This window comes from Bradyrhizobium sp. CCBAU 45321, assembly GCF_028128975.1.
Lineage (GTDB): Bacteria > Pseudomonadota > Alphaproteobacteria > Rhizobiales > Xanthobacteraceae > Bradyrhizobium > Bradyrhizobium yuanmingense.
Genome location: NZ_LFKZ01000130.1, coordinates 449585 through 468619, shown reverse-complemented (window position 1 = coordinate 468619; position 19035 = coordinate 449585). Strand labels below are relative to the sequence as shown.

Below are 19035 nucleotides of genomic sequence, written 5' to 3'. Positions count from 1 at the left end.
GGGGATAGGCACCAACAAGAGTGGAGGAGACAATGAGGAAACTGCTTCTTGCCGGCATCGCGGTTGCGATGATGGCCACGCCGGCATTTGCTGCGAACTACCGCTTCGTCATCGTGCCGAAGGCGATGAACAATCCGTTCTTCGACTTTTCGCGCGACGGCTGCCTGAAGCGCGCCAAGGAGCTCGGCAACATCGAGTGCATCTACAAGGGACCGGTCGAGCATGAGCCGGCGAACCAGGCCCAGATCATCCAGGACTTCATCACGCAGAAGGTCGACGGTCTCGCCATCTCGGTCGCGGACGTCGCGGCGATGACCAAGTCGATCGAGGCGGCGACCGCTGCCGGCATTCCCGTCATCACCTTCGATGCGGACGCGCCGGGCTCCAAGCGCATCGCCTATATCGGCACCAACAACAAGGAGTTCGGCCTGGCCCTCGGCAAGGAATTGCTGAAATTGCGGCCTGACGGCGGCAAATACGCCATGGTCTCCGGCGGTCCCGGCGCCAAGAACCTGGCCGAGCGTGTCGACGGCGTGCGCGAGGCGCTGAAGGGCTCGAAATGGACCGAGGTCGCGGGTTCGCCGAGCTTCTGCAACGACGATCCCGCGCTCGCGGTCCAGCAGATGACGGACATGCGCACCGCAACGCCGGATCTCGCCGCCATCGTTCCGATCGGCGGATGGCCGATGTTCGCGCCCGAAGGCTTCAAGGCCTTCGCCAGCAGGAACAAGAAGGACATCGATTCCGGCAAGTTCACGCTGGTCGTCGCCGATACGCTGAAGATGCAGCTCGAGCTGCTGCGTGACGGCTATGCCAATGCGCTGGTCGGCCAGCGTCCGTTCGAGATGGGCGAGAAGGCGATGGACACGCTGCTCGCCATCAAGAAGGGCGAGAAGGTGCCGGAGATCGTCTACACCGGCCTCGATCTCGTCACCAAGGACAACGTCGCGAAGATGTTGAAGTAGGAGCGCTGCCCAGCCCCGCGCTTCTGCATGCCTCTCCCGCTTGCGGTTTCCGCAAGCGGGAGAGATGATTTGGAATGGACGACGATCGCTGGAAGGCATGGGAATGAAAAGATCGCGGCTCGGGGCGCTCGATGTCACCTCGATCGGCCTCGGTTCAGCCCCGCTCGGCGGATTGTTCTCGCCCGTCAGCGATGCCGATGCGCACGGGACGATCGAACGGGCCTGGTCGCTCGGTGTCCGATTCTTCGACACCGCCCCGCTCTACGGCTTCGGCCTCGCGGAGCGGCGGCTGGGCGCCTTCCTGCGGCAACAGAGGCGCGACTCCTACGCTATCTCGACCAAGGTCGGCCGCCTGCTGCGCGCACCTGATGGCGCTGTCCCGGAGGACGAGCACTACAAGGGCACGCCGCGCGAACGGCCGGTGTTCGATTTCAGCTATGACGGCGTGATGCGGTCGGTGGAGGAGAGCCTGCAGCGCCTCGGCCTCGACCGCGTCGACGTCCTTCTCGTGCATGATCCGGACGATCATTATGACGATGCCGTCAGCGGCGCCTTCCGCGCGCTCCAGCGCCTGCGCGAGGACGGCACGGTGAAGGCGATCGGCGCCGGCATGAACCAGTCCGAGATGCTGGCCCGCTTCGCCGAGGCCGTGCCGGTCGACTGCTTCCTGCTCGCTGGCCGTTACACGCTGCTCGACCAGGGCGCGCTAGATGCGCTGTTTCCGTTGTCCCAGGCCAGCAATATCGGCATCCTGCTCGGCGGCATCTACAACAGCGGCATCCTGGCCAATCCGCGGGCGAGCACGAAATTCAACTATCAGGATGCTGACGCTGCGCTCGTGGCACGCGCGCTGGAGCTCGACGAACTCTGCCGCAGGCACGGCACCGAGCTGAAAGCCGCCGCGCTGCAATTCTGCATGGCCCATCCGGCGGTGACGGTCGCCGTGATGGGCGCGCGCAATGCCGCCGAAGTCGCCGACAACGTCGCGATGTCCGAGAAGGCGGTGCCGCCGGCATTCTGGCAGGAGCTGCGGGCACGAAAGCTGGTCGATGCGCGCTCGCCGCTTCCCGGCGGAGATTAAGGCATGATCGTCGATGCCCACCAGCATTTCTGGGATCCGGCGCGCGCCGATTATCCCTGGATGGAAGCGGACGAGCTGGCGCCGATCCGCCGTGCCTTCGGCCCGGCCGATCTCGTGCCGCTGCTACAGGCGAACGGCATCGACGCCAGCATCCTGGTGCAATGCCGCTCAGCGCTGGAGGAGACCGAGGAGTTCCTGCGTATCGCGGATGCGACGCCCTCGGTGATCGGCGTGGTCGGCTGGGCCGATCTCACCGATGCGGCGCTCGGCGAGATGCTCGACCGGCTGCGCGCTCTGCCTGGTGGCGACAAGCTGGTCGGCATCCGCCACCAGGTCCACGACGAGCTTGATGCGGATTGGCTGCTGCGCGAGGACGTCCAGCGCGGACTCACGGCCGTGTTCGCCCACGATCTCGCTTACGATTTCCTTGTCCGCAGCCGCGAGCTGCCCGCGGCGGTCGCAACCGCGCAGGCCTTTCCGCACGCGCGTTTCGTGCTCGATCACGCCGCCAAGCCGCCGATCGCCGAAGGCGGCAGCGCCGAATGGTCCGAGCGCATCGCGGTGCTGGCTGCCTGCGGCAATGTCTGGTGCAAGATCTCGGGATTGGCGACCGAGGCGGTCTGGAACGATTGGAATGCGGAACGGCTGTTTCCGTTCGTGGAGCACGCCGCGAAATGTTTCGGCGAGGACAGGCTGATCTTCGGATCGGACTGGCCCGTATGCCTGCTCGCGGGAAGCTACGGCGAGATCACGACCGCGCTGGAGGCCTGCTTGGCGCGGCTCGGCCCGCGTGTGCGCGACAAGGCTTTCGGTGTGAATGCAGCGCAGGCGTATCGGCTGGTATCGCGCGTCGGCGCCTGAGCGCGCGCCTCGTCCTTCGAGACGGCGCTGACGCGCCTCCTCAGGATGAGGCTAAGCGGCATCCGTCTCCCTTGAAGCGACCGCCGCGCACTCCGCTCCTCATCCTGAGGAGCCCGCCTGAGGCGGGCGTCTCGAAGGATGGCCGCATTCGCCGCGCCTACTCCGACATCGGCTTGTCGGAGATGTCCCAGTCTTTCCCGGTGAAGGTGGAGATGAACAGCGTCTTCATCGGCGTGTAGTCCTCGGGCGTGTAGCTGTAGGTGACGCCGTCGAGGAAATAGGGCGAGTGGAAACCTTGGAGGTTCGATGCCTGCTTCAGCACGTTGGCGCGGGTCAGCTCATTGCCGCAGCGGCGCAGGATCTCGGCCATGGTGGCGGCCTGCCCGTAGCCGGCGAAAGCGATGGTGTTGTCGGGGTCGATCGCCGGCGTGTACTTCTTGCGCAGCTCCTCGAACGCCATCACGTCCGGGTCCTTCTCCCATTTCGGCAGGCCGACCTCCTTGTTGTAGCGGATCGCGACGATGCCGGTAGCGTTATCGAGGCCCGCGGCATTGAGGATCGAACGACCGGTGGAGCCGGCGGACAGGAGGTGCAGAGGCTTCCAGCCGAGCTCGGCCACTTTCCGGATCGACTGCGACGAGGCCTTGCCGGTCGAGATGTTGTAGAAGACGTCGGCTCCGGACTTGGAGAGATTGATGAGCTGGGAATCGACGGTCGGCTCGGTGAGATCATAGGTCTGCTCCATGATCACTTGCGCGGTGCCGCCGGCGTCAGTCAGCACCTTCTTGAAGGGACCGAGGAAGTCGCGGCCGAAGTCGTCGTTCTGGTAGAGGATGCCGATCTTCGCGTTCGGCTTCACGCTGACGACGTGGCGCGCGAGGATGCGCGCCTCGGTCGGATAGAGCGGCAGGCCCGCCATCGTCCACTTGAACTCTTTCGGATTATTCCACTTCGACGCGCCGGTGTTGAGCAACAGCTGCGGCACGCCCTTGGAGTTCAGGTATTTGTGCACGGCGGTCTGCGGCGCGGTGCCGAGCGAGCCGTACAACGCGAGCACTTCTTCCTGCTCGACCAGGCGGCGCGTGGCCTCGACGCATTTCGGCGCGCTGTAGGCATCGTCCATGGTGAGGAACTTGACCTTGCGCCCGTTGATGCCGCCCTTCTCGTTCAGCATCTGGAAATAGGCTTCGCCGACGCGGCCGAGCACGCCGTAGAGCGAGCCGGGGCCGGAATGCGGCACGGTCTGACCGATCTTGATCTCGGTGTCGCTGGCGCCCGCATCGTATTTCTTCTCCGCGGCCCAGACGTAGGGCGCGGGCAATGCCGATGCGGCGATGGTGGCGAGTGTGCCGGCGCTGAAATCGCGCCGCGATGGATTCTTGGTCATTGTTGTTTTCTCCCTGATGCGCGCATTGTGCTGACATCGCAGCTCGGCTCGCAAGTGGGAAGTCGCAGCTTTGCGACGCAATGACGCTCAAATCGTCAGGCGTTAGCGTCTAGACTCAAGTTTTCTCGGCGACCACGACAAGGCCGCGCACGGGCTCGTTGTTCTCGTTGCGCGGCGAGGCCGGGTCCAGCGTCAGCAGCTTCAACCCCGCCTTCGCGATGGCGCCGCGCACATATTCCGCGGAATGGGCATAACGCAGGCCGTCGCCGAGCACGATGCCGTCGCCCGCATGCGTCTCCAGCGTGAAGGCGAGCACGCCGCCTGAGACGAGCACGCGCCTTACTTCGCTCAGCACCGGTGCGAGCTCGGAGAGATAGACGAACGCATCCGCGGCCACGACGAGATTCGCGCTCGCGTCGGCCTTGCCGCGCAGGCCCTCGATCATGTCGGCGACTTCGAGCTCGGCATAGAGATTCGTCGCCCGCGCCTCCTTGATCATGCCGGGCGACAAATCGATGCCGGTGAAATGGTCGACCTGCTTGGCGAAGGCAGCGGCCGCGAGCCCGGTGCCGCAGCCGAGATCGATGGTGCGCTTGAAGTAGGCGGGCTTCTTGGCCGCGACGCGCGCCGCCAGCACCGCCTTGAAGATCAGCGTGGGGGCGCGATAGCCGAGATCGTTGATCAGGGCGTGCTCGAAGCGCGGCGCGTATTGATCGAACAGCGCCTGCACGTAGGCCTTGGGCATCTCCGTCATTTCGGTATCGCCGAGCCGCATCAGGTGCAGGCCGGCGCCGTGCTGATCCCCGGGGTCGCATCGACGCGCTTCACGAAAGGCCGCGATGGCCTTGTCGCGCTGGCCGAGCTGCTGACGGATCTCGCCGAGCGTGAACCAAGCCGAGGTGAAGTTGGGCGCGAGCTCGATCGCCTGCTCCAGGAGGTCCGCAGCCGCCGGCAGGTCGCCCTTGAGCTGGAGATCGCGCGCGAACTCGAAACGGCGGTCGGCCATGAGATCGCCGGAGGTCAGGAACAGGCGGAGCGGCATTGAGGAACCAGGAAACGAAATGGGTAAGTGACTCGAAGATGTAATGGTTCGACTTATATAACAGGCATGCGTCCGCAAGACATCCTGCTGCCAAATGCTGCCGGCCTGTGCTGCAAGCCCGGCGGCTTCCATATCGACCCCGTCCGCCCCGTGGAGCGGGCCGTGATCACCCACGGCCATTCCGACCATGCCCGTGCCGGCCATGGCGCGGTGCTGGCGACGCAGGAAACGCTGGACATGATGCGGCTGCGTTACGGCGAGAATTTCGCCGGCTCGACTCAGGCGATCCGCTATGGCGAGGAAATCCGGCTCGGCGACGTCAAGGTCAAGTTTCACCCGGCCGGCCACGTGCTGGGATCGGCGCAGGTCGCCGTCTCGTGCAAGGACACCTGCATCGTCGCCTCCGGCGACTACAAGGACGCGCCGGACCCGACCTGCACGCCGTTCGAGCTGGTGCCATGCGATGTCTTCATCACCGAGGCGACGTTCGGCCTGCCGGTCTTCAGGCATGGCGATGCGAGCGACGAGGTCAAGAAGCTGCTGGCTTCCGTCGCGCTGTTTCCGGAGCGCGCGCATCTCGTCGGCGCCTATTCGCTCGGAAAGGCGCAGCGCGTGATCAAGCTGCTGCGTCAGACCGGCTATGATGCGCCGATCTACCTGCATGGCGCGATGGAGACGATCACGCATTATTATCAGAGCCGCGGGATCGACCTCGGCGAGCTCAAACCAGTGAAGGGCATGAAGAAGGCGGCGCTCGCCGGCACCATCACGCTGGCGCCGCCCTCGGCCACCTCCGATCTCTGGACGCGGCGCTTTCCCGATCCGGTCACCGCCTTCGCCTCGGGCTGGATGCGCGTGCGCGCCCGGGCGCGGCAGCGCGGCGTCGAGCTGCCGCTGGTGATCTCCGACCACGCCGATTGGGACGGCCTCACCGCGACCATCGCGTCGACCGGCGCCGGAGAGATCTGGGTCACCCACGGCCAGGAAGATGCGCTGGTGCATTGGTGCCGGAGCAAAGGCCTGAAGGCACGGCCGCTCGATCTCGTCGGCTATGGCGACGAGGAGGAGAGCGAGACGCCGATTCAAGGCGAGGCCGAAGCATGAACCGCTTCGCCGAGCTGCTCGACCGCATCGCCTATGAGCCCGGCCGCAACAACAAGCTGCGGCTGATCACCGGTTATTTCCGCGAGGTCGGCGATCCCGACCGCGGCTATGCACTGGCTGCGCTGACCGGCGCACTCAGCTTCAAGCACGCCAAGCCCGCGCTGATCCGCGATCTCATCGCGGCACGCACCGATGAGGTGCTGTTCGGGCTGAGCTACGATTATGTCGGCGATCTCTCCGAGACGGTGGCGCTGATGTGGCCGAAGGCCGCGCTCGCCGCCCACAACAACCCGCCGCCACCGAGCCTCACCGAAGTCGTCACCACGCTGCGCACGCTCGGCAAGACCGAACTGCCCAGGCAGCTGGAGCGCTGGCTCGACGAACTCGACGAGACCGGCCGCTGGGCGCTGCTGAAGCTCGTCACCGGGGCCCTTCGGATCGGCATCTCCGCGCGCCTTGCCAAGACTGCGGCCGCCGCGCTCGGCGACAAGGACCCGCACGAGATCGAGCTGATCTGGCCGGGGCTCGTCCCGCCCTATCTCGACCTGTTCGCCTGGCTGGAGGGCCGCGGCGACAAGCCCGTCAACCGCGATCCCGCGCCGTTCCGCCCGGTGATGCTGGCGCATGCGATCGAGGATGCGGATTTCGCCGCGCTCGATGCCGCCGATTACATCGCCGAATGGAAATGGGACGGCATCCGGGTGCAGGCGGTGGCCGGGCGCGACGAGCGCGGCCATATCACCGCGCGGCTCTATTCGCGCACGGGCGAGGACATCACCGGAAGCTTTCCGGATCTCGTGCCGTCGCTGCGCCTGCCGGGCGCGATCGACGGCGAGCTCTTGATCCTGCGCGAGGGCCGGGTGCAGAGCTTCAACGTGTTGCAGCAGCGCCTCAACCGCAAGGTCGTCTCGCCGAAGCTGATCAAGGAGTTTCCGATTCACCTGCGCGCCTACGATCTGCTCGGCGACGACGAGAACGATCTGCGCGAGCTGCCTTTTGCCGAGCGGCGCGAGCGGCTGGAGCGATTCATCGCAAAGCTCGACGATCCCCGCATCGATCTCTCGCCCACCGTGCCCTTCGATAGCTGGGAAGCACTCACCGCCGCACGCGCGGATCCCGCGAGCGCCGGCGCCGGCGAGGACGCGGACGCCGTCGAAGGCGTCATGCTGAAGCGGCGCGATGCGCCTTATTTGCCGGGGCGGCCGAAGGGGCAATGGTGGAAGTGGAAGCGCGACCCGCACATCATCGACGCCGTGCTGATGTATGCGCAGCGCGGCCACGGCAAGCGTTCGTCCTACTACTCCGACTACACCTTCGGCGTCTGGACCGAGACCGAGAACGGCGAGGAGCTGGTGCCGGTCGGAAAAGCCTATTTCGGCTTCACCGACGAGGAGCTCTTGCAGATCGACCGCTTCGTCCGCCGCAACACCACGGAAAAATTCGGCCCCGTGCGTCATGTCGTGCATGAAGCGGACAAGGGGCTGGTGCTGGAGGTCGCCTTCGAGGGATTGCAGCGCTCGCCCCGGCACAAATCCGGCGTGGCCATGCGTTTCCCCCGCATCAGCCGCCTGCGCTGGGACAAGCCGCCGCGCGAGGCCGACCGGCTGGGGACGCTGGAGAAGATGCTGAAGGAAGAGGCGGCGGAGATCGAGGTGTGAGGCGCGCGCTGAGCCGAATTTTGGCGGCGCCTGAGCGCGCGCCTCGTCCTTCGAGACGACCGCTTCGCGGTCTCCTCAGGATGAGGCTAATCGGCGTCGGTGCACGTTATAGCTGCTGCCGCGCACTCCGTCCTCATCCTGAGGAGCCCGCGAAGCGGGCGTCTCGAAGGATGGCCGCAGGCAAACACTCTCAATAGCGTCGCGGGAGAGGTGACCGACCGTCCGAATTAAACTCCCGTAATCCGATTGACGGCCCCTTGCGGGTTCCCCATGTCCCCCGCCGTGCCCTATAATGGGTTCGAATCCGCTTCAGGAGTTTGCGATGGTCCAAGACGTCAGAGATTTGCCGGCCGGCCGCAGCGACGGCCTGCACCGCTTTCTCGGCGGCTCGCCGCTGGCGGTCGCGTTCCGCCTGGCGCTGCTCTCGATCCTGGTCGGCGTCGTGCTGGCGACGATCGGCTTCGACCCCTGGAACATCATCCACAGCATCCGCCTCCTGTTCCAGCGGCTGTGGGACCTCGGCTTCGACGCGGTGAACTGGCTGTGGCGCTACTTCCTGCTCGGTGCGGTTATCGTGATTCCGATCTGGCTGCTGTCGCGCGTGTTCGGCGCGCCACGCGGCAGGTAAGGATCGGATTGAGGGAGTGCGCAGCCGATGCAATTGCGGTTCGTCGGCTGCGGTGATGCCTTCGGTTCCGGCGGCAGGCTCAACACCTGCTTCCACGTCTCGGGGCGCAAAGCGAACTTCCTGATCGATTGCGGTGCGTCGGCTTTGCCGGCGCTGAAGCGGCTCGAGATCGATCGGGGCGACATCGAGCTGATCCTGATCACGCATTTCCATGGCGACCATTTTGCCGGCCTGCCGTTCTTCCTGCTCGACGCGCAATTCTCGCGGCGAATGCGGCCGCTGACGATCGCGGGCCCGCAAGGCATCGAGAGGCGGCTGCGCGAGGTGATGGAGGCGCTGTTCGAGCATTCCTCGAACACCAAGCCGCACTTCGGGCTGAACGTGGTCGAGCTCGCGCCCGGACAAAGCCGAGACTTCGCCGCGGTGAATGTGACGCCCTATCCGGTCGTGCACGGCGAATCGGGCGGACCGTTCCTAGCCTATCGCGTCGCGGCCGAGGGCCGCACGCTCGCCTACACCGCCGATACCGAATGGACGGAGACGCTCATTCCGCTGGCGCATGGCGCGGACCTTTTCATCGCCGAAGCCTATATGTACGAGAAGGTGGTCAAGAATCACCTCAGCCTGAAGACCTTGGAACAGCATCTGCCCGACATCGGCGCCAAGCGGCTCGTCCTCACCCATATGAGCGACGACATGCTCTCGCGCCTGGGCGAGGTCGAGCACCTCGCCGCCGAAGACGGCATGGTGCTCGTGTTCTGAAACATGCACGCGCCCGTCCATCACCGCGTCGGTAGCCGGCAGGTCTTCGCCATCGCAGGTCCTGCGATGATCGCGAACCTCACGACGCCGCTGATCGGCGTGGTCTCGACCACCGCGATCGGACGGCTCGACGATGCCGCGCTGCTCGGCGGCGTCGCGATGGCTTCCGTCATCTTCGACTGCCTGTTCTGGCTGTTCGGCTTCCTGCGCATGAGCACACTCGCCTTCACCGCGCAGGCGCTCGGCGCGGGCGAGACGCGCGAGCAGACCGTGATCCTGGTGCGCGGCTTCATCGTCGCCGGCCTGATCGGTGCGGCGCTGATCGTGCTGCAGCTGCCGCTGGCAGGCCTGCTGTTCGACCTGATGGGCGGCAGCGATGGCGTGACGCACGCCGCGAAGACCTATTTCATGATCCGGATCTGGTCCTCGCCCTTCGCCTTCGCCAATTACGTCATCCTCGGCTGGCTGGTGGGGCAGGCCCGCGCCAATCCGGCCCTTGCGCTCCAGGTCGTCATCAACCTCGTCAACATGGTCGCGACGATCCTGCTGGTGCTGGTCTACGACACCGGCATTGCCGGCGCGGCGATCGCCGCGCTTCTGTCCGAGACGATCGGCTTCATGCTCGGCGTGATCGTGTGCAGGCGCCATGCGGTCGGCGGTTTTGCCGTGCCTCGCGCGATGCTGTTCGATCGCGCCAAGCTGATGCGGCTCCTGGCTGTCAACACCGACATCCTGATCCGCACCGCGGCGCTGATCGCCGTGTTCCTGTTCTTCACCGCCAAGGGCGCGCGGGCCGGCGACGTCACGCTGGCGGCGAACTCCGTGCTCAACAATTTCCTCCTGGTCAGCGCCTTCTTCCTCGACGGCCTTGCCAACGCGGCCCAGCAGCTCTGCGGCCGCGCCTTTGGCGGACGCGACGCCAAGGGATTTGCGGATTCGACCAGGCTGGTGCTGCTCTGGGGGCTCGGCTTCGCAATCGTCGTCGCCGTGCTGTTCGCAGCGTTCGGCCCTGACATCATCAACGTCATGACGGCGAGCGAGGACGTCCGCCGCGCCGCGCGCGAGTTCCTGCCCTTCATCGTGCTGGCGCCGGTCCCCGGCGTGTTCGCCTTCGGTTTCGACGGCATCTATGTCGGCGCGACCTGGGCGCGGGAGATGCGCAATCTGATGCTGCTCTCGCTCGCGATCTTCTTCGCCGCCTGGCTGGCGCTGCAATCGTTCGGCAATGCCGGCCTGTGGAGTGCGCTGATCGCGTTCTACGTCGCGCGCGGCGGCTTGCAGGGCGCGAGGTATCCGGCGCTGTACCGGGCGACGTTCGTGAAGCCGTAGCTCTCGTGTCCCGGACGCGCGAAGCGCGAGCCGGGACCCAGGATGCGGCAGCATAGGCCCCGGCTCTGCAGCGCACCGCTGCAGAAGCGCTGCCATAGCGCGTCGAAGACGCGCGTAAACGCGCTTATGGCGTCCGGGGCACGAGACAGTGCTACATCCCCGGCCAGTCTTCCGCCGTGAGCGTCGCCGCATCGGCACCGACGATCTCCGACAGCGAATCCCGCCCCGTCCGCAGCAATGTCGACGTCAGGTCGCGCTTGATCTCGTCGACAAGGCCGAGGCCCTTGTAGACCAGCGACGAATAGAGCTGGATCAAACTGGCGCCGGCGCGGATCTTGGTCAGCGCGGCGCCGCCCGAATCCACGCCGCCGGCGCCGATCAGCGGGAATGCGCCCTCGACGCGCACATAGGTTTCCGCGACCATGCGCGTCGACAGACGGAACAGCGGCCGGCCGGACAGGCCGCCTTGCTCCTTCGCCCGCGTCTCTTCACGCAACGTGCTCGGCCGCGCGACCGTGGTGTTCGACACGATCATGCCGTCGACCCGGCGCGAGCGCGCGACCTGCACGACGTCGTCGAGCTGGGCGAGGCTCAAATCCGGCGCGATCTTGAGCAGCACCGGCGTGTCGCCGGCCTTCTGCCTGACACGCTCGCGGGCCTCGATCACGCGCGCGAGCAGATCGTCGAGCAGCGCGCCTTCCTGAAGGTTGCGCAGGCCCGGCGTGTTCGGCGAGGAGACGTTGACGGTGAAATAGCTCGCCACCGGCGCGAAGGTCTCGATCAGCTTGACGTAGTCGCCGACGCGGTCCGGCGAATCCTTGTTGGCGCCGACATTGACGCCGACGATGCCGCCGTGCTGCGCCCGCGCGGCAAGCCGGCGCAGAGCCGCCTCCGCGCCGTCGTTGTTGAAGCCCATGCGGTTGATGATCGCCTCGTCGCGCTCGAGACGGAAGAGCCGCGGCCGCGGATTGCCGGCTTGCGGCTTCGGCGTCACGGAGCCGATCTCGACGAAACCGAAGCCGAGCCGCAGCAGCGCGTCCGGCACCTCGGCGCTCTTGTCGAAGCCCGCGGCCATGCCGATCGGATTGGGAAAGTTCAGCCCGAAGGCGCGCACCGCGAGCTTGGGATCATCGGCACGCGGCTTGACCGGCGGCAGGAAGCGCAGGCCCTGGATCGCGAGGCGATGCGCGTCCTCGGGATCGAGCCAGCGCAGCACCGGCAGCGAAAAGGCGTCGAACGCGCGGATCACGGCAACAGCTCCGGAACATCGTGACCGCCGTCGGAGCGCGTGTTGAGGTTTATCACCGCGATCACCGCGCCGAGATCGAGCTCGCCATAGAGATGCGGGAAGAGCTCGTCATTGCGCGAGCGTTCCCAGCGCAGCTCGCTGCCGAGCGCGTCGCCGTCGACCTCGACCAGGAACAGCGCGCGCTGCCCGAAATAGTGCTTGCGCAGGGTCTCGGGAACCTGGGCCGCGGTCGAGAAATGGATGAACCCGTCGCGCGCGTCATCTGCGCTGCCCCGGTAGACACCCTGCCGTTCCGCCTCGCGCCAGGCCGAGGCCGGACAGATTTTGTAGATCTTGACCACCGCTACCGCAGCCTTGTTTGTTCTTTGAGTCTCTTGGGTTTTTTCGCTTTTCGCGGGTCCTCGAAACTCGGGCGCGACCGTAAAGGCCGCCCCTTCCGAACTCAAGGCTTAGTGCCTTTTCCGCGCCGATGAAATCGGCACGGGGCTCCAGATTCCCGTTTTGCGCGCTTTCCTGACGCGAACGGCTACCCGTTTCGTTTGCGAACGCCGCCTCGGTCGCCTCTTGCGCGAAAAACGGAAAACCGGTTGATTTGAGGACAGTTTTCCTGAGTTGCGACGGGCTGGACCTTCCATGGTCAGACAGGCCAAAGCGCAGAGGATGCTGACTCACGACCAGATCTGGGCCGCGCTGGACCGGCTGGCGGCGCGCGCCGGATTGTCGCCGTCCGGCCTTGCCAAGCGTGCCGGGCTCGACCCCACGACGTTCAACAGGTCCAAGCGGGTCACCGCCGACGGCCGCGAGCGCTGGCCCTCGACCGAATCGATCGCAAAAGCGCTGGCCGCGGCCCACGCCTCGATCGACAGCTTTGCGAAGCTGATTGATGACGACGGTGGAAGCGGCCGCGGCTCGGTGCCGCTGCTCGGCTTTGCACAGGCCGGAATGAGCGGCGCCTTCGATGAGGCCGGTCTTCCAACCGGCGGGGGCTGGACCGAGATCGCGCTTCCGATCGGAGAGGACGGTCAAGTCTTTGCGCTGGAGATTTCCGGCGCTGCGCTGCTGCCTGCCTACCGCGACGGTGACATCATCCTGGTCTCGCCTGCGGCGCCGATCCGCAAGGGTGATCGCGTGGTGGTCAAGATCAAGACGGACGAGATCACGATTGCGACCCTGAAGCGCCGCACGGCAAAGACCCTGGACTTGGCGCCCCTCGATGCGTCACAGGCGGCGCGAACGGTGGCGGCGAGCGATGTCGCCTGGGTTGCGCGGATCCTCTGGGCGAGCCAGTGATGGCGCCGCTCACGCACTCCTTGCCAGTGCGCCGTCGATCATGTTGACCGCGTTCTGCACGCCGTAGACCGCGACGAAGGAGCCGAAGCGCGGGCCCTTCTCCTGGCCGAGCAGCACCTGGTAGAGCATGTTGAACCAGTCCAGCGTCACGCCGGGGCGGCCGTCCTTGCCCTTCTTGACCTGATCGAGGAACGGCTCGCGGCGGCCGATCTCGTAGACGACGTTCTGGATGTCCTCGGCCGAGGCATCCTGCGCCAGCTGCGACAGCGCATCGCGCAAATCCTGCAGCGCGGCGCGCTCGCTGTCCGTGGGTACGCGGAACTGCTTCGTCGGCGCGACGAAGTCGCGATAATAGTTGATGGCGTAACCGACCATCGCATCCAGCTTCGGATGCGTCTGCGGGCTCACGCCAGGGCGGTAGCGGCCGATGAAGCCCCAGAGCGTCTCGGCGTTCTCCGCGTTCGACGACGACACCAGCGTCAGGAGCAGCTGGAAGGTGACGGGCATGTCGCCCGTCGGCGGCTTGCCGTTGTGGATGTGCCAGACCGGATTGCCGAGCTGCTGCTTGCCGTCCTGCTTCGGAAAGCCGTCGAGGAATTGCTGGTAGTCGTCGACGTTACGCGGGATGACGTCGAAATACAGCCGCTTGGCCGCCTTCGGCTCGCGATACATGAACAGCGACAGCGATTCCGGCGAGGCGTAGCGCAGCCATTCGTCGATGGTGAGGCCGTTGCCCTTTGACTTCGAGATCTTCTGGCCCTTCTCGTCGAGGAAGAGCTCGTAGTTGAAACCTTCGGGCGGCGTGCTGCCGAGCGCTCTGGCGATCGCGCCGGACAGCTTCACGGAATCGATCAGATCCTTGCCGGCCATCTCGTAGTCGACGCCGAGCGCGACCCAGCGCATCGCCCAGTCGGCCTTCCACTGGCACTTGACGTTGCCGCCGGTGACGGGCGTTTCAACTTCCTGGTTGGTGTCGGGATCGACATAGGTCACCGTGCCGGCCGCGACGTCGCGGCGGATCATCGGCACCTGCAGCACGACGCCCGTGGTCTTGCTAATGGGCAGGAACGGCGAATAGGTCGCGCGGCGATCCGGGCCCAGCGTCGGCAGGATGATCGCCATGATCTCATCGTAGGCGGCGAGCATCTTCAGCAGCGTCGCATCGAACCGGCCCGACGTGTAATAGTCGGTCGAGCTCGCGAACTCGTAGTCGAAGCCGAAATGATCCAGAAACGCGCGCAAGCGCGCGTTATTGTGCGCGCCGAACGACGGATATTCGTTCGAAAACGGATCCGGCACCCGCGTCAGCGGCTTGCCGATATGAGCGGCCAGCATCTCCTTGTTCGGAACGTTGTCGGGCACCTTCCGGAAGCCGTCCATGTCGTCGGAGAATGCCAACAGGCGCGTCTTGACCTTGTCCTCGGTGAGCACGCGGAAGGCGTGGCGCACCATCGAGGTGCGCGCCACCTCGCCGAACGTGCCGATATGCGGCAGGCCGGACGGACCATAGCCGGTCTCGAAAAGCACCTCGTCCTTCGGGCTTTTTTTCAGCCGCGCGACAATGGCCTTCGCCTGCTCGAACGGCCAGGCGTTGGATTGTTCGGCGAGCGCACGCAACTCGCTCGGGTTTGCGGCTAGATCAATAACGGACATCAGGGGCCTCCGGGCCGCGGAAAATAGCGATTTCCCGGCAGAATGCAAAAGCTGCGAGCTAATACCCCCAGCCGTCTCCCGGTTGCGGTTGAGGGCTATCGGATAGCGTGCGCAGAATGCAGCGGCATCGGCAGTGGGCTCCCTCCCCCGCTTGCGGGGGAGGGTTGGGGAGAGGGTGTCTCCGCGCTGGGACTATTGGGATCAACTGAAGATGTCCCTGCGTGGCGAGAGCCCTCACCCGCCGCGCTCTGCGAGCGCGTCGGCCTCTCCCGCAAGCGGGAGAGGCGAAGCAAGCCCGCAGACAGTCCTCGTGGAATCCATATGCGAGAGCCCAGCCGCGCGGGACGATGCATCGCATCGGCCGGCAGGTGGATTGAATGCGATGCGGCTCAATGCGCTGCTGAGGCCGAGCGCTTGGTCGCCACTTGCTTCGGGGCCGGCTTCGCGCTGGCCTGCGGTGCGCTGTCCCAGCCGCCGTTCGGGGCCGCCACGTTGACGGCATCGTCGGGCTGCGGCTCGGCGTTGAAGGTCTGGATCGCAAGCTTGGCGGCCGCGAGCGATTGCGGGTCGAGGCGCTTGGCGACGTCGTCGCGCTTGCCGGCGGCATCCGCATCGCCCTGGGCAGCTGCCAGGTTGAACCATTTGTAGGATTCGGCGAGGTTCTGCTCGACGCCGATGCCGCGGGCATAGAGGATGCCGAGGTTGAACTGGCTGTCGGCGACGCCGCGATCGGCCGCTTTCCGGAACCACTGCGCCGCGCTCTTGTAATTGGCGCCGCGACCGCCGCCGTCGGCATCGAGCACGGCGAGATTGTGCATCGCCTTGGCGTTGCCGCGCTCGGCGGCCTGGGTGTAGTAGCGGCGCGCGATGTCGGCGTCCTTCTTCACCCCTAGGCCCTTTTCGTAGAGCGTGCCGAGGCGGAAGATTGCGGGGACGACCCCGGCCTGCGCGGCGCGGTCGTACCACTTCGCCGCTTCGTCGTAATTCGTGGCGACGCCCTTGCCTTCGGCAAAGCGCACGCCGATCTCGTAGGCCGCCGTCGCATCGCCCTTCATCGCGGCGCTGCGCAAGACCGGGCCGCCGATGCCGTCAGGCAGCTTCTCGCTCGGCGGCACCTGTACGACGCCGAGCCTGGCGCGGCTGGTGCCCGACAGCGCGCCGGTGACGTCGCTGGAGGCCGGCGGCACCGCCGCGGCAGGCGCTTGCGGGATTTCGACCGAAGCCGAGCCGCCGGACCCGGGAATGGGCGCCGGTGCGGCATTGTTCTGCGACTGTCGTCCGATCGGTGTCGGCGACGTCATCGACGGGGTGATCTGCTCGGGCGCGGCTGGCTTGGTCTCGACCGGCGGCGGCGCCGGCTGCGGTGCCGGCTCGCTCGGGATGTTTTGCATCGCCTGCGGCGTCGGTGACGTGCTGCCGCCTTCGAGCAGGTTCATCGCCATCTTGAAGGTGCCAAGCACGATCACGACCACGCTCGCGCCCACCAGCAGCGAGCGGATCTTGGAGGTGATGGTCGAGCCGCCTTCCTGGCCCTTCTCCTTGGCGCGGGCGATCGCGCCCTTGGCGCCGCGGGCCGGCTTCTCGGGCGGCTGTGCGGCGGCAGCTTGCGCCGCGCGGCGCGCGGCCGCGATGAAGCTCGACGACGACACCGACTCCTTCGGCGCGGCGGCAATTCCGCTGATCGCGCTTTCGGAGGCGGCGATGCGTTCCGACGGCGTGGCGACGCGCCCGCCCGGCCGTGTGCCCGGCTCGAGCGGGTGATCCGGCGGCAGTTCCGGCGCGAGTGCAGCGCGCGCCGTGTGCGGCTCCAGGATCTCACTGATCGCGCGCGACGGAACCGGCGGAGCCGCCGGCACGGGCGGCGGCGCGGTGGGGGTGGCGGCGTGGAACTCGCGCGGTGCGGCGACGAAGGCAGCCGGGGGCGCCTGCGCGGCAGCTGGATTGGGCAGCTCGGGCTTCGGATCGTATTTCGGCGGCTGTGCTGGCGGTTGCGGCCGCGGCTCGCGTGCCATCGGCGCCGGCTCCATCGCCGCCGCCATCGGCATCGACATCGGCTGTGGGGCGGGGGAAGGCGGCGCGGTGCGCACCGCGCGCAGATCGCCCTCGATCATCGAGAGGCGATCGACGACGTGACCGAGCGCGCTGTGGACGGCCTCGAGCGAGTCCTGGGTGTGCCGGTTGGTCTCGGCCTGACTGAAGCGGATGTCGGAGAGCTCGCGCTTGACGAGATCGACCATGCCGGAATCGGGCGGCGGCGCGGCGTTGCGGCTCTCGGCGAGGGCCGCATAGGTCGCCTGCTGCCGTTCCAGGTGCCTGAGGATGTCGTGCAGCCCGTCCTCGACGCGGCTCAAATTGCCGTTACGCGGATCGGCGGCGGCCTCGATCCGCTCCAGGAGATAGGAAACACGCTGCTCGAGATGGGCGAAGGTCGAGGCGGAATCGTTGCCGACCTGCATGCGATCGAAACGGTCCGACAGCGCGCGGATCGCAGCTTCGAGATGCTCGGTGCTCTCGGACGGCTGCGGCCGCTCGCGCGTTTCCAGCGCCGCCGTGAGCGCCGCGATGCGCTGCTCCAGCACGGCAAAGCTGTCGCTGGGACCGGAGGCGCGGGTGATCTGGTCGACCTTGGACGACAGCAGCTGCACGTCTTCGGATAGCCGTGCCAGCGCCTCGTTGGATGCGACGTTGGAGACGATGGCGCGCAGCGCCGAGATCGCGCCTTCGAGCTGCTGCACGGTCGAGGGATCGTCATTGGCGCGCAGGATCAGGTCGAGCTTGGCGCCGAGATTGCGGATCGCCTCGTCGTAGCCGGTGAGCTGCTCGGCCGGCGTCAGCGTGCGCAACACCTGCTTGATGTCGGACAGTGCGCGCTCGATGCCGGCAAGAACCTGCCCGTCAGTGCCGTTGGAGCGGGTCTCGTCGATCCGGCGGTGCAGCGAGCGGATCTCGTTCTCGATCGATTCGATCGCGCGCCGCGGCATCGCCTCGGTGATGGCGGCGCGGATTTCGGCCAGCTCGCTGCGGAAGGCGTTGATGGCCTGCTCGGTATTGTCAGGCCGCTGCAGCGATTCGATCTGGCTCGTGATCTTGAGCAGATGGCGCTCGAGCGAGGAAAAATCCGGCCCCGGCTGCGGTGGCGGCGGCGCCATCGGCGGCGCGTATGGAGCCGTTGGCGCAAGCGGCGGCGCGGCACGCGGCGGCATCTGCCGCGGCGCAAAGCCGTCGAGCTCGCTCTGGCGCGCGGTGATCTCGGCGACCGCGACGTCGAACGAAGCCGGGCTCAGGGGTGGTGAGCCGCGATAGACTTGCGCGGCGGCGCGCTCGACGGCGTCGGCCTGGCGCTGGCGCGTCTCGGCCGGGGTGGGGCGAGGGGCCTGCGGTTGCGGCGCTTGCCGCTGTGGACGGGAGATCTGCGACAGGCGCGCGTCGAGCCGCGAGATCGCATCGTTGAGCTGGCGCGCGACGCCCTGCTCGCGCGAGACGTCTGGTCTTGAGGAGTCTTGTCTTGAGGCGTCTTGTCTTGAGGAGTCTTGGCGCGGCGCGGGTTTTGAGATCCGCTCGATCTGCTGGGCGATCGCGTCGAGCCGCCGGTGGATGTCGGCGACTTCGCGGCTCTCCTGGCTCGGTCCTTGGCTCGGCACGTGCTGCGGACGCTGATCGTAAGGTCCGCGGAAGTTGGGCGGGGCAGTTTCGCCGAGCGTGGAGTTCAGCCAGTCGTTGAGCGACATGCCGGCACGGCGCGCAGCAGCCTCGGCCCGCTCCCGGACGGATGGATCGATGCCGTCGACACTCCACGATACGCGCGAATTCATGACTCTGTCCGGTTCCGACTTCGGCACCCCACCCCGGCGCCTCCAGCTTCCCCACGCGTGCCGGTTGCAAAGACAATCGAATTTGGCGCGGGTCGTCTGCCTCGAAAACCGACTTTTTCCTGTTACGGTAAATAACGAGTTAAGGAATGCGGCGTGGCTGTCTTAAAGTTGGGCGGCGGGAACCGGGGGGCGGTGTTGTGTCGCTCATCCGGTC

Annotated in this window: 15 protein-coding genes; 9 read left to right on the top strand and 6 right to left on the bottom strand. The window is 66.5% G+C overall.

Going from position 1 to position 19035, the window contains the following annotated elements; genetic code table 11:
- Positions 1-32 precede the first annotated feature (32 nt).
- The 3 genes from ACM43_RS34745 (at position 33) to ACM43_RS34735 (ending at position 2907) form a co-directional block, all read left to right on the top strand.
- Positions 33-965: a sugar-binding protein gene (locus ACM43_RS34745; RefSeq protein WP_057028437.1), complete on the top strand. Its 933-nt coding sequence runs from the start codon at positions 33-35 to the stop codon at positions 963-965.
- A gap of 103 nt (positions 966-1068) precedes the next feature.
- Entirely contained in the window at positions 1069-2046 is a 978-nt protein-coding gene (locus tag ACM43_RS34740) for an aldo/keto reductase (protein ID WP_271546302.1), read from the top strand.
- Between the two features lie 3 nt (positions 2047-2049).
- Positions 2050-2907 carry an amidohydrolase family protein gene (locus ACM43_RS34735; RefSeq protein ID WP_271546300.1) on the top strand — a complete coding sequence of 286 codons (858 nt, stop codon included), beginning with the start codon at positions 2050-2052 and terminating at the stop codon, positions 2905-2907.
- A 157-nt stretch (positions 2908-3064) separates the two neighbouring features.
- Here ACM43_RS34735 and ACM43_RS34730 read toward each other — a convergent pair whose 3' ends face one another.
- Both ACM43_RS34730 and ACM43_RS34725 read right to left on the bottom strand, forming a co-directional pair.
- The gene (locus ACM43_RS34730; protein ID WP_271546298.1) at positions 3065-4294 is read right to left on the bottom strand and encodes an ABC transporter substrate-binding protein; all 1230 of its coding nucleotides are present in this window, start codon (positions 4292-4294) and stop codon (positions 3065-3067) included.
- A 115-nt stretch (positions 4295-4409) separates the two neighbouring features.
- The gene (locus tag ACM43_RS34725; RefSeq protein WP_271546296.1) at positions 4410-5336 is read right to left on the bottom strand and encodes a class I SAM-dependent DNA methyltransferase; all 927 of its coding nucleotides are present in this window, start codon (positions 5334-5336) and stop codon (positions 4410-4412) included.
- A gap of 66 nt (positions 5337-5402) precedes the next feature.
- Here ACM43_RS34725 and ACM43_RS34720 point away from each other — a divergent pair, with 66 nt between their 5' ends.
- From ACM43_RS34720 to ACM43_RS34700, 5 genes are all read left to right on the top strand, one after another.
- Positions 5403-6440 (top strand): ligase-associated DNA damage response exonuclease, encoded by a 1038-nt coding sequence (locus ACM43_RS34720; RefSeq protein WP_271546294.1) that lies wholly within the window; start codon positions 5403-5405, stop codon positions 6438-6440.
- On the top strand, positions 6437-8098 hold the full coding sequence (locus tag ACM43_RS34715) for an ATP-dependent DNA ligase (RefSeq protein ID WP_271546292.1): 1662 nt from the start codon (positions 6437-6439) through the stop codon (positions 8096-8098). The genes ACM43_RS34720 and ACM43_RS34715 overlap by 4 nt, the downstream gene beginning before the upstream one ends.
- A gap of 322 nt (positions 8099-8420) precedes the next feature.
- Positions 8421-8726 (top strand): DUF6460 domain-containing protein, encoded by a 306-nt coding sequence (locus ACM43_RS34710; RefSeq protein ID WP_271546290.1) that lies wholly within the window; start codon positions 8421-8423, stop codon positions 8724-8726.
- Between the two features lie 27 nt (positions 8727-8753).
- Positions 8754-9488 (top strand): MBL fold metallo-hydrolase, encoded by a 735-nt coding sequence (locus ACM43_RS34705; protein ID WP_271546288.1) that lies wholly within the window; start codon positions 8754-8756, stop codon positions 9486-9488.
- A 3-nt stretch (positions 9489-9491) separates the two neighbouring features.
- Positions 9492-10817, top strand: coding sequence for an MATE family efflux transporter (locus ACM43_RS34700; protein WP_271546286.1), 1326 nt, complete (start codon positions 9492-9494; stop codon positions 10815-10817).
- 151 nt (positions 10818-10968) lie between these two features.
- On the opposite strand, the gene ACM43_RS34695 is transcribed toward ACM43_RS34700, so the two are convergent.
- Both ACM43_RS34695 and ACM43_RS34690 read right to left on the bottom strand, forming a co-directional pair.
- Positions 10969-12066: a quinone-dependent dihydroorotate dehydrogenase gene (locus ACM43_RS34695; RefSeq protein ID WP_271546284.1), complete on the bottom strand. Its 1098-nt coding sequence runs from the start codon at positions 12064-12066 to the stop codon at positions 10969-10971.
- Positions 12063-12407: a DUF952 domain-containing protein gene (locus ACM43_RS34690; RefSeq protein ID WP_271546282.1), complete on the bottom strand. Its 345-nt coding sequence runs from the start codon at positions 12405-12407 to the stop codon at positions 12063-12065. Before ACM43_RS34690 ends, ACM43_RS34695 begins: the two co-directional genes overlap by 4 nt.
- Positions 12408-12699: 292 nt before the next feature.
- Between ACM43_RS34690 and ACM43_RS34685 the strand changes: the two genes are divergently transcribed.
- The gene (locus tag ACM43_RS34685; RefSeq protein WP_271546280.1) at positions 12700-13356 is read left to right on the top strand and encodes a S24 family peptidase; all 657 of its coding nucleotides are present in this window, start codon (positions 12700-12702) and stop codon (positions 13354-13356) included.
- A gap of 9 nt (positions 13357-13365) precedes the next feature.
- On the opposite strand, the gene ACM43_RS34680 is transcribed toward ACM43_RS34685, so the two are convergent.
- Together ACM43_RS34680 and ACM43_RS34675 are read right to left on the bottom strand one after the other, a co-directional pair.
- Positions 13366-15009 (bottom strand): lysine--tRNA ligase, encoded by a 1644-nt coding sequence (locus tag ACM43_RS34680; RefSeq protein WP_271546278.1) that lies wholly within the window; start codon positions 15007-15009, stop codon positions 13366-13368.
- Between the two features lie 389 nt (positions 15010-15398).
- A complete protein-coding gene (locus ACM43_RS34675) occupies positions 15399-18821 on the bottom strand; it encodes a tetratricopeptide repeat protein (RefSeq protein WP_271546277.1) in 3423 nt (1140 codons plus the stop codon).
- Between the last annotated feature and the right edge of the window lie 214 nt (positions 18822-19035).

Bases quoted from the DNA above. Each gene is read 5' to 3' on its own strand.
- ACM43_RS34745 (WP_057028437.1), top strand. From the start codon at position 33: ATGAGGAAACTGCTTCTTGCCGGCATCGCGGTTGCGATGATGGCCACG.
- ACM43_RS34740 (WP_271546302.1), top strand. From the start codon at position 1,069: ATGAAAAGATCGCGGCTCGGGGCGCTCGATGTCACCTCGATCGGCCTC.
- ACM43_RS34735 (WP_271546300.1), top strand. From the start codon at position 2,050: ATGATCGTCGATGCCCACCAGCATTTCTGGGATCCGGCGCGCGCCGAT.
- ACM43_RS34730 (WP_271546298.1), bottom strand. From the start codon at position 4,294: ATGACCAAGAATCCATCGCGGCGCGATTTCAGCGCCGGCACACTCGCC.
- ACM43_RS34725 (WP_271546296.1), bottom strand. From the start codon at position 5,336: ATGCCGCTCCGCCTGTTCCTGACCTCCGGCGATCTCATGGCCGACCGC.
- ACM43_RS34720 (WP_271546294.1), top strand. From the start codon at position 5,403: ATGCGTCCGCAAGACATCCTGCTGCCAAATGCTGCCGGCCTGTGCTGC.
- ACM43_RS34715 (WP_271546292.1), top strand. From the start codon at position 6,437: ATGAACCGCTTCGCCGAGCTGCTCGACCGCATCGCCTATGAGCCCGGC.
- ACM43_RS34710 (WP_271546290.1), top strand. From the start codon at position 8,421: ATGGTCCAAGACGTCAGAGATTTGCCGGCCGGCCGCAGCGACGGCCTG.
- ACM43_RS34705 (WP_271546288.1), top strand. From the start codon at position 8,754: ATGCAATTGCGGTTCGTCGGCTGCGGTGATGCCTTCGGTTCCGGCGGC.
- ACM43_RS34700 (WP_271546286.1), top strand. From the start codon at position 9,492: ATGCACGCGCCCGTCCATCACCGCGTCGGTAGCCGGCAGGTCTTCGCC.
- ACM43_RS34685 (WP_271546280.1), top strand. From the start codon at position 12,700: ATGGTCAGACAGGCCAAAGCGCAGAGGATGCTGACTCACGACCAGATC.
- ACM43_RS34680 (WP_271546278.1), bottom strand. From the start codon at position 15,009: ATGTCCGTTATTGATCTAGCCGCAAACCCGAGCGAGTTGCGTGCGCTC.
- ACM43_RS34675 (WP_271546277.1), bottom strand. From the start codon at position 18,821: ATGAATTCGCGCGTATCGTGGAGTGTCGACGGCATCGATCCATCCGTC.